Origin of the sequence: Thermoanaerobacterium xylanolyticum LX-11 (assembly GCF_000189775.2) — a bacterium.
Lineage (GTDB): Bacteria > Bacillota > Thermoanaerobacteria > Thermoanaerobacterales > Thermoanaerobacteraceae > Thermoanaerobacterium > Thermoanaerobacterium thermosulfurigenes.
Genome location: NC_015555.1, coordinates 300,794 through 315,506 on the forward strand (window position 1 = coordinate 300,794; position 14,713 = coordinate 315,506).

Consider the following 14,713-nt stretch of genomic DNA (forward strand, 5'->3'; position numbering starts at 1 on the left):
GTGATTTTTGTGGATATTAATAAATTGTTTGATAGCGGTATAAGCTTTGATGAGTTTATTAAAAGTGGAGACAACAAAAAAACGGAAATTTTCAAAAACAGGTTTGAGATTGTAAATATAGATGAAAGCATAAAGAATATTAAAAATAGCAGCATGGTTTCAAATGTTTTGGCTTTTGCTGAAAGCTGGTGCCCGGACTGCCAAGTAAGCTTACCTATAATGGCTAAAATATGTGCTATATTGGGAATCGATTTTCGCATATTGAAAAGAAAAGGGCACGAAGAAGACATGATGACATTTTGCAAAGACAAAGAAGCAAAGATACCTACATTCGTATTTCTCGACTATGATTTTAATGTATTGGATATTTGGATAGAAAGGCCTAAAATCATAAAAGAACTTGTGGGAAAAGGCGACAATAGCTTTAGAATAGGTTATGTAAATGGAGAATACGACAAAGAAATTATAGATGAGCTTTTGGAAAAAATATCCCGTTCATGATGGCGGGATATTTTTTTATGGCGTATCAAATAAAATTTGCAAATGACGATATAAAAATTTAGAAATTTTAAGATATGAAGAAAAATCACGGCAAATGGACAGAAAAATTCAATGAGAATAGATTTGTTCAAACACACAATAAGATGTATAATTAACTTTATCAGCATACAAAATATTGTAGTTAAATACATATGAGGAGAGGTTTTAAATGAATTTAACTGAAAACTCTAAGAAGGTTCTTGAGAGAAGGTATTTGGCAAAAGATGAGAATGGACGCGTCGTTGAGACCGTTGAGGAGCTTTTTGAGAGAGTTGCGAAAGCAATTTCAGATGTAGACAAAGAATACGATATAAACGCAGATACGGAAAAGGTCAAAAAAAAGTTTTATGAGATGATGACGAATTTGGACTTTCTGCCTAATTCTCCCACGCTTATGAATGCGGGAAGGCCATTAGGACAGCTTTCGGCGTGCTTTGTGCTTCCTGTGGGGGATTCCATGGAAGAAATATTTGACGCAGTGAAGTATGCTGCCATAATTCACAAAAGCGGCGGTGGTACGGGGTTTAGCTTTTCAAGGCTTAGACCGAAAGGAGCTACAGTAAGATCGACAGGTGGTGTAGCGTCTGGGCCTGTAAGCTTTATGAAAGTGTTTAATTCTGCTACTGAAGCGGTAAAACAGGGCGGCACACGCCGTGGAGCAAATATGGGCATACTTAGGATAGATCATCCAGATATCCTTGAATTCATACAGTGCAAGCAAGACAACAATGAAATCACCAATTTTAACATAAGTGTAGGAATAACAGAAGATTTTATGAAAGCAGTTGAAAAAGGACAGGATTATGACTTAATAGATCCGCATACCAATAAAGTCGTGAAAAGCTTAAATGCCAGAGAAGTATTTAAGCTTATTGTGGAAATGGCTTGGAAAAACGGAGAACCTGGAATCGTATTTTTAGATCGCATAAACGAAAAAAATCCGACGCCTCTTGTGGGTGAGATAGAATCAACTAACCCATGTGTCACTGGGGATACGTGGGTATCTACAGAGTATGGTTTGATGAGAATTGATGAGATATATAATAAATATCAAAATGGGGGATTGAATATTGTAACAGATAATAGAGTCCCTATGACACAATATCAAGTAGTAAATGGAGGATATATTACAGAAGCTGTCCCTGATTTGAATAGTGAAGGTACATCTTTAAACATGATAAGTAAAGTATACAATAATGGAGAAAAAGATGTAATCAAATTAACACTGAAATCAGGCTATGAGATAAAAGCAACTCCTGATCATAGATTTTTAACATCAAAAGGATGGAAAGAACTTAGTAGGATTAAAATTGGTGATGAAATTTTAATACAATCAGGAGATGGATTTTTTTCGAATGTTTATGAACTTCCTTTTAAAGTAGATAATATTTATACTGGAAATAATGGAAGGACTTATACATTAAATTTGCCTAATAAATGGTCTAAAGAGCTTGGACAGACATTGGGCTGGCTTATAGGCGATGGTTGGCTAAGAGATGGTGATAAAGATACAAGAGTAGGATTTACTTTTGGAAATGATGATGTAGAAGTAATGTATCACCTAAAACCATTTATTAATAATATATATGGCAAAGATGTAAAAGAAGTTAAAAGAGAAAACGGTGTTTATCATCTTTCATACCATAGTAAATACCTTGTAGAGTTTTTTAAAAAATTGGGTGTAAAAAATGTGAAAGCAGAAAATAAGCAAGTGCCTCAAAGCATATATAAAGCTCCATATGAAGCCGTTGTAGGTTTCCTACAAGCACTGTTTACAGCCGATGGAAGTGTTAGGGATAATCCTAAGTCTAATAGTTCATGGGTAGTATTGACATCAAAAAGTAAAAGGTTACTGCAAGATGTGCAAATATTGCTTATAAATTTGGGTATGAAAAGTGTCATATTCGATCGTTCGAGAAAACCAAGAAAAGCAACGTTTAAGTATACTTCTGTTAATGGAGAAGAAAAATTTTATAGCACTGATGGTATTTTGTATGAGTTAGGTATTTTTGGCAAATCACGTGATAAATTTGCCAAAGAGATTGGGTTTATGTCTGAAAAGAAACAAAAAGCACTTAGCAATATTAAGTATAAATCATTCTATAAAACGAAATTTTATGATGAAGTTGCAGCAATTGAAAAAATTGGTAAAGAAGTAGTGTATGATTTAACTGAACCTGTTACACATTCTATGATTTGTAATGGAATAGTAGTTCATCAATGTGGTGAACAGCCACTTTTGCCATATGAATCCTGCAACTTAGGCTCTATAAACCTAAAAAATATGCTTAAAGAGGAAAACGGCAAATACGAAGTAGATTATGGTAAATTGAGAGATACTGTTCATAATGCTGTCCATTTTCTTGACAATGTGATCGATGCAAATAAGTATCCATTGCAACAGATAGATGAAATGACGAAAGGTACAAGAAAAATAGGATTAGGAGTTATGGGATTTGCTGACATGCTTCTTATGCTTAATATACCTTATAATTCTGAAGAAGCTGTAGAATTTGCTGATAAATTGATGAAATTTATCGATGAAGAATCTAAAGCGGCATCGATGGAACTTGCAGAAAAGAGAGGCGTTTTTAAATACTACGATAAAAGCATATACAAAGACAAGAACATAAGATTGAGGAATGCAACAACTACAACTATAGCACCTACTGGCACAATATCTATTATTGCAGGAACATCCAGTGGAATTGAGCCGCTTTTTGCAATAGCCATGACAAGAAATGTGATGGATAATACCCAGCTTGTGGAAGTCAACCCTGTATTTAAGGAAGTAGCTTTGAAAAGAGGATTTTATTCAGAAGAATTGATGAAGAAGATAGCGCAACAAGGCACTTTAAAAGGCATTGATGGCATACCGGATGATGTTAAAAGGGTTTTTGTAACAGCTCACGACATAGATCCTGTATGGCATATAAGGATGCAATCGGCTTTTCAAAAGCACGTCGACAATGCGGTTTCAAAGACGGTGAACTTCAGACATGATGCGACTGTAGACGACGTAAGGGAAGTTTACGAGCTGGCTTATAAATTAGGGCTTAAAGGCGTCACCATCTATCGCGATGGAAGTCGTGATTCACAAGTGCTGAATTTGGGGATAAAGAAAGTTGAAAAAGAAGGTGTGAAAGAAGACAAACAAGAAGGTCGCAATCAAATCGTCCCAAGACCGAGGCCTTCTGTGACGAAAGGCATAACTGAAAAAGTGAGAATAGGTTGTGGCAACTTGTACATTACCGTCAATTACGATGACAAAGGTATATGCGAGGTGTTCACTAACTTAGGACGAGCCGGAGGCTGTCCGTCTCAGTCAGAGGCCACCAGTAGACTTATATCCATAGCTTTAAGATCAGGTCTTGATGCGAAATCAATAGTAGAGCAGCTAAAAGGTATAAGGTGCCATTCTACATTAAGGCAAATGGCAAATAATAAGGAAATCAAGGTTCTTTCATGTCCAGATGCCATTGCTAAAGTCATTGAGAAAGTTATGAAATTAAAAGTTGAAGAAGATGAAAGCTTCGCACCAATTGATGTGCCTATAAATGGCAGCAGCCATAAAAACGATGATGCGGCTTTACAGGCGGCATATACTTATGACACACAAGAAGAACGCTTTTGCCCAGAATGTGGCAGTGAAATAGAACATGAAGGCGGATGTGTTGTGTGCAAAAACTGTGGCTACTCAAAATGCGGTTAAGTTTTAAAAAAGATCTCCCTGAAACGGGGAGATTTTTTATTCTCTCAAAAAACGACATATTATGAATTTTAGATGTGATATAATTTCATTTGTGTATAAAATTTTGTTTATTAACAATGAAGGATTTTTTTAATTTGTGTCGAATAACACATTAATTAGATTAAGAGGGGTTAAAAATGTTAAAAAAAAGGGAAACATTGTTTGATTTTGTGTTAATTGCGGTGGGGTTTTCGCTTCTTATCTACACATGCTTTAAATACGGCATTAAAATTGATATGAAGCTGTTTGCTATACTCCTGATAGCCATGGTTACTCTTGACAATTTGGGTATAAAGTACACCGATATAAAGCTTTCCATAAGCCCTGTAATCACGATAGCATCTTTCTTGATATATGGTGCGGAGTCGTCTGCTCTTTTGGCTACTGCATCTACCATGATCGAGACAATATTTTTCAGAAAAAAAGTAAAGAATGGATTTTTAAATGGAGCAATGTTTTCCATAACATACATAGTAGCAGGGCATCTTTATGAGATTTTAGGTGGGAAAATCGGACAATTTTCAGTTGGACAGCTTATATATGTGGTGATTTATGTGCTTACAAGTTTTGTAATAAATTACTTTATCTTGTACTACGCGTTGAAAGCGCAAGGGAAAATTCTATTTAAGAAATACTGGACGGAAAGCTCAGTTTTAGAGTTGGTTTCTTATTTTGTAATGGTACCTGTAGGCATATTTTTAGCTAATATGTATATGAAATTTGGCACTGTTATTTTTATATATCACGTCATACCTTTGATTTTGCTGTCGTTTTTCATAAAGGCTTTTAGAGATCTTTACAAGGCCAACCAGAGGCTAAATGCTTTATATGAAATGGTGAAAATAATCAATTCGAAGTTGGATTTAGACAAAACTTTAGAAGCAATATTGTACGAAACGGAAAAAGTAGTAACCGTATCGGGAATAGCTATTTATTTGAAGGATGACAATGGATTTTTGATAAATGAAAAGACTAAGTGCAGGGAAGAATCAATAGGTGCTTTTAAAGATGTGTACATGAACAATGAAGGGCTAATAGGTAAGGTTGCAGGTGAAGGGAAATCTGTAATGATAGGCAATTTAAAAGCAGATAAGCGCTACTCAGACAAAAATATATCTAAATATTACGATTCTGCAATCGTAGTTCCTATAAAAGGGGCGGAAGGTGTAATAGGCTGTATATCTGCGTTTCAAAACGAAATCAACGCATTTGATGAAGACTCTTTAAAGATAATGGAGGCATTATCGGAACAGTCTTCAATAGCTATAATGAACGCAAAAAGGTACTTTGAGATAAGCAAAAGGTCTATTACTGATCCTCTTACAAAAACTTATAACAGGAGATTTTTCGATCAGATATTGCATGACAGTATAGCAAAGTCGTCTATTGAGAAGACTCCTGTGAGCCTGATAATGTTGGATGTGGATAGGTTTAAACAGATTAACGATACGTACGGACACATGGTTGGAGATGCCGTACTTAGAGAGATTGCATCGAGGATAAAAAGCTGTGTTAGAAACAACGATATCGTTGCAAGATATGGCGGAGAGGAGTTTTCTGTTATACTTCCAAACTTGACAGCGGAACAGGCATGTGTGATTGCCGAAAGAATAAGATATGAAGTATCATCTAAGCCTATAAAGACTGATGCTGGTGACATAAATATAACTGTCAGCGCTGGCGTTGCTGATTTTCCAAACAAAGCAGAATCAGCGGAAAAGCTCATAAGCCATGCTGATAGAGCTCTTTATGCCGGGTGCAAGACAAAAGGCAGAGATAGAGTCGCAGTGTATGAAATATAAATCTTCATAATATCTTCATTTTGAGTGGATACAATATATATAAGCGATCTTTCAAGGAGGAATTCAAAATGGAGATATTTAGGTATATATTTGACAGCAAGTACAGGGAGAAAGTTTCAAACGAGTTTACACAGCAAGTCATTACATTAAACGATGAAGCAGAAAAATCTGTTAATGATGCTTACAATCAAACTGATCAAAATGTTGCTGATAACAGCAAAGACTAATAAACGCCGGTTCACGCCGGCATTTATGTTGTATTATACTTTGATTGAAACTGGATTTGATGTGGGAGGAGGTATGTGAAACATGAGTATTTCTGAAAGGGATATTGAGATAATTAAAATACTATTAAACACTGATGAGCCTTTAGTTGTTGATGAACTTGCAGAAAGGTTGAGGGTTTCTAACAAAACGATTAGAAATGATTTAAAAAAAATAGAAGAATACTTGATTAAAAGAGGTTTAAAATTATTGAAAAAACCTGGAACTGGTATTATGATTGAAGGCCCTGAAAATAAAAAGCTTGATCTTTCTACTGAATTAAGCAGTTCTACAAAATTTATGGAGCCATTTTCTCCGGAGGCAAGGAAAAATTATATATTAAGAAGACTTTTTATGAGCAATAAAAATATGACTATTAAAGAACTTGCAGAGGAACTTTATGTAAGCAAAGTTACAATTCACAAGGACCTTGAATCGGTGGAAGAATGGCTTTCAAAGTACAATTTGAAATTGATAAAGAAAACCAATTATGGCATAGAGATATCTGGAGATGAAGAAAATTGGCGAAATGCCGCAGCAAGCTTAATAGTCTCTAATAAAGGTCAAGATGAGATTAAGGAACTTTTGTATGATGATTACACAGGCAGAATAGACTATAAGACGTTAACACGATTAAAAGAGCTAATTGACATTGATTACAAAAAGTTAGAAAAAATAGTATCAAATATGGAATCAAGGCTGGAATTTATGTTTTCTGACGAAGCATTTATAAGTCTGATTATCCACATAGCAATATCGATGGAAAGGCTTAGAAGAAATAAAGACATAAGATTGTCAAAAGATGTATTAAACAAATTAAAAAGACATGAAGAATATACGATTGCAGAGAAAGCTGCCAAAGAGATTGAGGAGAATTTTAATATAAAGTTGCCTGATTCAGAAGTTGGATATATTTTGCTTCATATATTAGGTGCAAAAATGCAGCAGAACAAACTCGACGACATAGATATTGAAATAAAAGAAGATGAAAATATTGATATAGCTGTTACGATGGCAAAAGAGATAATAAAGATAGCAGAAAAAGCTTTATCTGTTGATTTTAGTGGAGATAGTCAACTTTTAAATGGATTGATATTGCATTTGAAGCCCACTATAAATAGGCTAAAGTACGGATTGACGCTTCGTAATCCTATATTGGATCAAATCAAAGAAAATTATCCAGATATATTTGGCGTAGCTTGGATGACAAGTACAGTTTTTGAAAAATACATTGGCAAAAAAGCGGGAGAAGAAGAACTTGGATATATTACTTTACATTTAGGCGCGGCTTTTGAAAGGGCAAAAAAGCCTCTTAGGGCTTTGGTTGTATGTTCCAGTGGAATTGGCACATCCCAGCTTTTAGCTGTAAGACTGGAAAGATGGTTTAAAAATATAGAAGTGGCTGAAATAGTATCGTCATTATCACTTAATGACGAAACGTCAGATAATGTAGATTTTATTATATCTACTGTGCCGGTCGAAAGCAACAAACCAGTTATTAATATAACACCGCTTTTGACACAAAGCGATATAAAGAAATTAGAAAATTTTATAGATGAATATTATGAAAGCAAAAAGATAGTTGATGTAGAAATCATTGATGTAGATAGAGAATTTGAAGAAAAAATAACGCTGCTTAAGTATGTAGTGTCTGAACTAATCAGAACAGGCTATGTTAAAAATGAGTATTTGGACGATGTGTTAAAAAGAGAAGAAGTCTCCTCTACATATATTGGCAATGGTATTGCGATTCCACATGGAAATCCCGAGAATGTAAACAAATCTGTCATATCAGTTACACGCTTAAAAAAGCCTATAAGCTGGGGTGATGGCGATGTGACATTGGTCATAATGGTATCAATAAATGCTGCTGATATAAAATATGCCAGTAAGTTCTTTAGGAAACTTTACAATAATATTGACGATACGAATTTTAGGGAAAATTTACTTAAAATGAAGGACAAAAAAGAAATTGAAAAATTATTGATGAATAATATGTTGTAAAGCGGTGAAACCCGCTTTTTTAATTGCTATAAAAGAGTACATGTTTTATACGACATGGTAAATGATAAATTATTACCGCATTAATCAGGAACAAAAGATAAACGATTAACGTATTGAAAATATCGAAATATAGCGATATAATCTATACAAGAAGTGATGGTGTATTAGTAAATATATTTACCTTAATAATGTGGCAATAAGATTCATCAATTCATTTAACTTGCATATTGGAGGGAACCTATATGATAATAAACGAAAATTTAATCACACTAGACTTAGAAGCGAAAGACAGGGGAAGTGCCATAATAGAGTTATCACAACTTGCTTTTAATGATGGTAAAGTCACTTCTGTTGATGATTTTGTTAAAAGTGTGTTTGAAAGAGAGAAGACATACACAACAGGTGTAGGCAATGGTATTGCGATACCACATGGAAAATCAGATGCTGTAAAGGAGGCGATGATAGTCTTTGGAAAATCGGTCCGTGGTATAGAGTGGAATTCTCTCGATGGAAACCCAGTAGAAATAATATTTTTATTGGGGATTCCAAACAAAAACGTAAATGGAATTCATCTTAAAATCTTATCGCAATTATCAAGAAAGCTTATGGATGAGAAGTTTGTGGAAAGGCTAAAAAAGGCTAATGATAAAACTGAAATTTTGGAAGCTTTAAATGACATAAATATTGAGTAAAAGGAGGAATTCATGATGAAAGAAGAGCTGAAAAGAGTTAGGGAATATCTTATGACTGGTGTATCTTACATGATACCGATTGTTGTAATTGGCGGTGTTTTGATTGCCTTTTCAATTGCTTTAAGTGGTGTGCAAGCAGGTAAAGGAGCTGTAATAACAAATCCTGTACTTAAAAACATGAATGATATAGGTTCTGCGGCATTTTCTATGATGGTACCGGTTCTCGCTGGATTTATAGCGTTTGGAATCGCAGATAGACCTGGTATAGCACCCGGACTCGTTGGCGGTGTATTGGCGAATCAGTTGAAAGCAGGCTTCTTAGGCGGAATAGTAGCCGGATTTATTGCAGGTTATGTGGCCAGATGGATAAAGGGTTGGAAAGTTCATAAAAATTTAAGGCCTATAATGCCTATATTTGTGATACCAATATTGACATCACTTATTGTAGGTGGCCTTATGATATACATCTTAGGCAATCCTATTGCTTCAGCAATGGAGGCTATGACTAATTGGTTAAAATCAATGTCTACAGGTAATGCTATAGTTCTGGCTTTAATAATGGGTGCCATGATTGCGTTTGACATGGGCGGCCCTGTCAACAAAGTTGCGTTTTTGTTTGGTGCAGCAATGATAGGTCAAGGAGTTTATACTATAATGGGTCCGATTGCGGCCGCTATATGTACTCCACCATTAGGCATGGGTGTTGCAACACTTTTAGCTCCTAAAAAGTACACAAAGGTAGAAAGAGAAGCTGGATATGGTGCGTTGGCAATGGGCTTGATTGGCATTACTGAAGGTGCAATACCATTTGCTGCAGGAGATCCGTTAAGAGTCATTCCATCTATAATGATAGGTTCATCTATATCTGCAGCAGTTGCGGCAATATTTAAAGTTGGTGACCATGCACCACACGGTGGTCCTATAGTATTGCCTGTCATAGATAACAAAATAGGTTTTATAGTTGCAGTATTAGTTGGGATTGCAGTGACGGCGTTAATTGTAAATAGTCTAAAGAAAAATGTTGCAGAAGATGAAAATGTAGATGAAGAAGTAACAGCATGATTATTTATCATATAATGAATATAATATAATATACAAAAAAGAGGTCGATGAAAATGAAAATTGTAGCAGTTACAGCTTGTCCAACAGGAATAGCACATACGTATATGGCTGCTGAAGCATTGGAGAAGGCGGCAAAGCAATTAGGGCATAAAATCAAAGTGGAAACACAAGGTTCAATAGGTATTGAAAATAAAATATCAAAAAAAGAAGTGGATGAGGCAGACTTAGTGATATTTGCAGCAGATGTAGCTGTGAAAGAAGAATCGAGGTTCAAAGATAAACCAATTTATAAAGTAGAGGCGCAAAAGGCCATAAAAAATGCGAAGGCAGTCGTTGAAGATGCTCTTAAGATACTTCAGAAATGAGGAGGTTAACTCCTCATTTTGTTATATTTTGATTTGTTTTCATAGACAAACTTCAATTAATTTGATTTTTATGATATGATAAATTGTGAAGGTGGGATAAGTGAAATATGTTTGAAAAAACAGTCTATAAATGATACACTATTCTTGTTGTTTGCCAGTTAATAACTGTTGGCAAAATATTATAAACACTTAAAATTTTACTACTATTATGCTATAATATCTATTAAAGTCAAATGAGGAGGAAAAAAGATGTTAAAAGGCGTTGCGGCTTCACCGGGTATTGCAATAGGCAAGGTTTTTTTGTACACGAAGAAATTTGCTGAAATCAATACACAAAATATCGATGAATCAATGGTAAAAGATGAAATAGCAAAATTTGAAAATGCGATTGAATTGACAAAAGCTCAATTGGAAAAGATCAAGGAAAAGACGGAAAGGGAGTTTGGAAAAGACAAGGCTGAGATTTTTGAAGCACATCTTATGCTGGCAAACGACCCAGAGCTTTATGATTCTGTTGTAAATATGATAAAAATTGACTATGTTACGGCTGACAATGCAGTGAATCACGTCATTGAACAGCATGCATCTGTGATGGAATCACTTGATGACAAGTATTTAAAAGAAAGAGCGGTTGACTTAAGAGATGTTGGGCATAGGATAATAAATAATATACACGGTATAGTGGATGTAAATTTGTCAGAGCTTGATGAAGATGTGATAATAATTGCCAAAGATTTAACACCATCTGACACGGCTACAATGAGAAAAGAAAAAGTCTTAGGATTTGCTACAGATGTAGGTGGTAGGACTTCCCACACTGCTATTATGGCACGATCATTAGAAATTCCAGCAGTAGTTGGCACAGGAAATGTCACTAAGCAAGTTTCTGATGGTGATATCGCCATTGTAGATGGAAACGAAGGAGTAGTAATTGTAAATCCCACTGAAGATGTCCTCAAGGAATATGAAGAAAAGCGCGATAAATACAAAATTAGAGTTGAAAAGCTAAAAGAGTTAAAAGATTTGCCTGCAGTTACGACAGACGGAAAGCAATCGATGCTGGCGGCAAATATCGGCACTCCTAATGACGTAGAAGGTGCTTTGAAAAACGGTGCTGAGGGGATAGGACTCTTTAGAACAGAATTTTTGTACATGAATAGGAATGATTTTCCTACAGAAGAAGAACAATTTGAAGCATATAAATACGTTGCAGAGAAGATGAATGGCAAACCAGTCACCATAAGGACATTAGATATTGGCGGTGATAAGAAGCTACCATATCTAAATATGCCGGACGAGATGAATCCATTTTTGGGTTACAGAGCCATAAGGCTTTGTCTTGACGAAAGAGAGATGTTTAAAACACAGCTTAGAGCTTTGCTTAGAGCCAGTGCATTTGGAAATATATTGATAATGTATCCGATGATTTCTTCGGTAGTTGAAGTAAGAAAGGCAAATGAGATCTTAAACGAAGTTAAAGAAGAACTGGATCAAAAGGGCATAAAATATGATAAAAACATAAAAGTTGGCATAATGGTAGAAATACCATCTGCTGCAGTGACTGCGGATCTTCTCGCAAAAGAAGTAGACTTCTTTAGCATCGGAACTAACGATTTGTGCCAATACACGCTTGCTGTTGATAGGATGAATGAGAGGATAAAGGATTACTATAAGCCGTTTAATCCTGCTATATTAAGGCTTATTAAGAATGTCATAGATGCATCACACAAAGAAGGCATATTCACAGCTATGTGCGGTGAAATGGCGGGAGATCCTCTTACAACGGTTATTCTTTTAGGATTAGGCTTGGATGAATTTTCAATGAGTGCAAGTTCAATACCGAATATAAAGAATATCATAAGAAATGTTTCTTATGAAAAAGCTAAAGAGTTTACGGAAATTGTATTAAACATGTCAACACCTGATGATATAGAAGAAGCAGCAAAAAAAATTTTATATGAAATAATTGGCGAATAAAAAACCTCCGGGCATACCGGAGGTTTTTTAAAAAAATTTCAAATTAAAAAAGGAAATTTAAAATCAGTATAGAATAATAATATTAAAGCAATAAGATAGGGGGATATATATGAAAGATTATAAAACGCAACAAATAAGAAATGTTGGATTAGTTTCACATGGAGGAGCTGGAAAAACTACGCTTACAGAAGCACTACTATACAATGCAAAAGCCATAGATAGGATTGGGCGCGTAGAAGACGGAACAACTGTATCTGATTACGATCCTGAGGAAATTTCAAGGCAAATCTCTATATCCACATCTGTAATTCCGATTGAGTGGAAAGACTGCAAAATAAACGTGCTTGATACACCTGGATACTTTGATTTTTTTGGCGAAGTAATCAGTGGATTGAAGGCTACCGATAGTGCTGTACTGGTTGTTTGTGCTGCATCAGGGGTTGAAGTTGGCACTGAAAAATCATTTCAAATGTTAGAGGCTGAAAAGCTTCCTACTGTGGTTTTTATAAACAAGATGGATAGAGAAAATGCAGACTTTTATAAGACACTTGATCAGTTGAGAAATAAGTTTGGCAATAAAGTTGTGCCTATGACATTGCCTATTGGCAGTGAACACAGTTTTACTGGATATGTAGACCTTATTACGAATAAAGCATACGTTTACACCCAGAAGGAGGTTCAAGAGACAGACATTCCTGCTGAGATGGAAGAAAGTGCATCGCAATATAGAGAGGAGCTTATAGAAGACATTGCTGAAAATGATGAAGCCTTGATGGAAAAGTTTTTTGCGGGAGAAGAGCTTTCTAAAGACGAATTGCTTAAAGGTTTAAAGGAAGGTGTGAAAAGTAGGGACATTTTCCCTGTAGTTTGTGGGTCAAGCTTAAAAAATATCGGTATAGATGCATTGTTAAATATTATGACAGATGTTTTGCCATCGCCTATTGAGGCCAACAAATTTAAGGCTGTGGCAGATGAAAATAAACCTTATTCAGCTTTTGTATTTAAGACGATAGCGGATCCTTTTGTAGGGAAATTATCTATATTTAGAGTAGTTTCTGGAACTGTATCTTCTGACTCCACTGTGTATAATGGTACAAAGAAGGCAAATGAAAAGATTGGACAGTTGTATGTATTAAGAGGAAAAAAGCAGATCCCCGTTTCAAAATTGGTTGCTGGTGATATAGGAGCATGTTCAAAATTGCAATTTACAATGACAGGCGATACACTTTGTGATCAGACAAATCAAATAGAATATGGCCCCATTGTATTTCCTGAGCCCACATTGGCTTTGGCAATCGAGCCTAAAGCAAAAGGCGATGAAGACAAGATAAGCAATGGACTTCAGAGGCTTCAAGAGGAAGATCAGACGTTTAAAGTCGAGAAAAATGTCGAAACAGGGCAAGTTATAGTATATGGCATGGGTGAGCAGCATATAGAAGTCATATCCAAGAAACTTCAAAGCAAATTTGGCGTAGAGTGTGTTCTTACAGAGCCTATAATACCTTACAGAGAGACGATAAAAGGCAAATCAAAAGTAGAAGGCAAGCACAAAAAGCAGACTGGTGGACATGGGCAATACGGCCATGTATGGATAGAATTTGAACCGTACAAAGAAGGAGAGTTTAAATTTGAAGATAAGATATTTGGTGGAGCGGTGCCAAAGCAGTACATTCCTGCGGTTGAGAAAGGACTTAGAGAATGCATAAAAGAAGGCGTGCTTGCTAAGTACCCTGTTGTGAATATAAAAGCGACACTTTTGGATGGCTCTTTTCACCCTGTAGATTCATCTGAGATGGCGTTTAAAGTTGCTGCATCTATAGCTTTTAAGAAAGGCATGGAAGAGGCAAATCCTGTTTTGTTAGAGCCTATAATGCACGTAGAAGTAACGGTACCTGAAGAGTATATGGGGGATGTGATTGGAGACCTAAACAAAAGGAGAGGGCGCATATTAGGGATGGAGTCAAAGGGAGATATGGAGGTGGTGACTGCTGAAGTTCCTCAGGCTGAAATGGCTAAATACGCTACAGATTTAAGGTCATTGACACAGGCAAGAGGAGAATTCAAGATGTCGTTTGCAAGGTATGAGGAGGCACCACCTGCTGTTGCAGAAAAAGTCATAGAGGCGAGAAAGAAATCTCAAGAGTAATTTCAAATTGGGCTGTTGCACAACCGACTAAATAGGTCATAGTGCATCAGTCTTTTTTATAAGCAAAAACAAAATAGCGGGTTTCTAAATAATATCGATTGTACTTTTTA

At 35.6% G+C, this 14,713-nt stretch carries 10 protein-coding genes; all 10 read left to right on the forward strand.

What is annotated here, in order from left to right; translation table 11 throughout:
- The first annotated feature begins 9 nt into the window (after window positions 1-9).
- The 10 genes from THEXY_RS01505 (at window position 10) to fusA (ending at window position 14,603) form a co-directional block, all read left to right on the forward strand.
- The gene (locus tag THEXY_RS01505) at window positions 10-501 is read left to right on the forward strand and encodes a thioredoxin family protein (protein ID WP_013787103.1); all 492 of its coding nucleotides are present in this window, start codon (window positions 10-12) and stop codon (window positions 499-501) included.
- Window positions 502-709: 208 nt separating this feature from the next.
- Complete coding sequence (locus THEXY_RS01510) at window positions 710-4,252, forward strand: TSCPD domain-containing protein (protein WP_013787104.1); 3,543 nt, start codon at window positions 710-712, stop codon at window positions 4,250-4,252.
- 176 nt (window positions 4,253-4,428) lie between these two features.
- Window positions 4,429-6,093 (forward strand): sensor domain-containing diguanylate cyclase, encoded by a 1,665-nt coding sequence (locus tag THEXY_RS01515; protein WP_013787105.1) that lies wholly within the window; start codon window positions 4,429-4,431, stop codon window positions 6,091-6,093.
- A 68-nt stretch (window positions 6,094-6,161) separates the two neighbouring features.
- Window positions 6,162-6,320 (forward strand): hypothetical protein, encoded by a 159-nt coding sequence (locus tag THEXY_RS12495; RefSeq protein WP_013787106.1) that lies wholly within the window; start codon window positions 6,162-6,164, stop codon window positions 6,318-6,320.
- An 82-nt stretch (window positions 6,321-6,402) separates the two neighbouring features.
- Complete coding sequence (locus tag THEXY_RS01520; protein ID WP_013787107.1) at window positions 6,403-8,361, forward strand: BglG family transcription antiterminator; 1,959 nt, start codon at window positions 6,403-6,405, stop codon at window positions 8,359-8,361.
- A gap of 242 nt (window positions 8,362-8,603) precedes the next feature.
- Complete coding sequence (locus THEXY_RS01525) at window positions 8,604-9,053, forward strand: PTS sugar transporter subunit IIA (protein ID WP_013787108.1); 450 nt, start codon at window positions 8,604-8,606, stop codon at window positions 9,051-9,053.
- A gap of 15 nt (window positions 9,054-9,068) precedes the next feature.
- Window positions 9,069-10,115 carry a PTS fructose transporter subunit IIC gene (locus tag THEXY_RS01530; RefSeq protein ID WP_013787109.1) on the forward strand — a complete coding sequence of 349 codons (1,047 nt, stop codon included), beginning with the start codon at window positions 9,069-9,071 and terminating at the stop codon, window positions 10,113-10,115.
- 53 nt (window positions 10,116-10,168) lie between these two features.
- Complete coding sequence (locus THEXY_RS01535) at window positions 10,169-10,480, forward strand: PTS fructose transporter subunit IIB (protein WP_013787110.1); 312 nt, start codon at window positions 10,169-10,171, stop codon at window positions 10,478-10,480.
- Between the two features lie 249 nt (window positions 10,481-10,729).
- Window positions 10,730-12,457 carry a phosphoenolpyruvate--protein phosphotransferase gene (ptsP, locus tag THEXY_RS01540; RefSeq protein ID WP_013787111.1) on the forward strand — a complete coding sequence of 576 codons (1,728 nt, stop codon included), beginning with the start codon at window positions 10,730-10,732 and terminating at the stop codon, window positions 12,455-12,457.
- A gap of 109 nt (window positions 12,458-12,566) precedes the next feature.
- Window positions 12,567-14,603: an elongation factor G gene (gene fusA, locus THEXY_RS01545; protein ID WP_013787112.1), complete on the forward strand. Its 2,037-nt coding sequence runs from the start codon at window positions 12,567-12,569 to the stop codon at window positions 14,601-14,603.
- The last annotated feature ends 110 nt before the right edge of the window (window positions 14,604-14,713 follow it).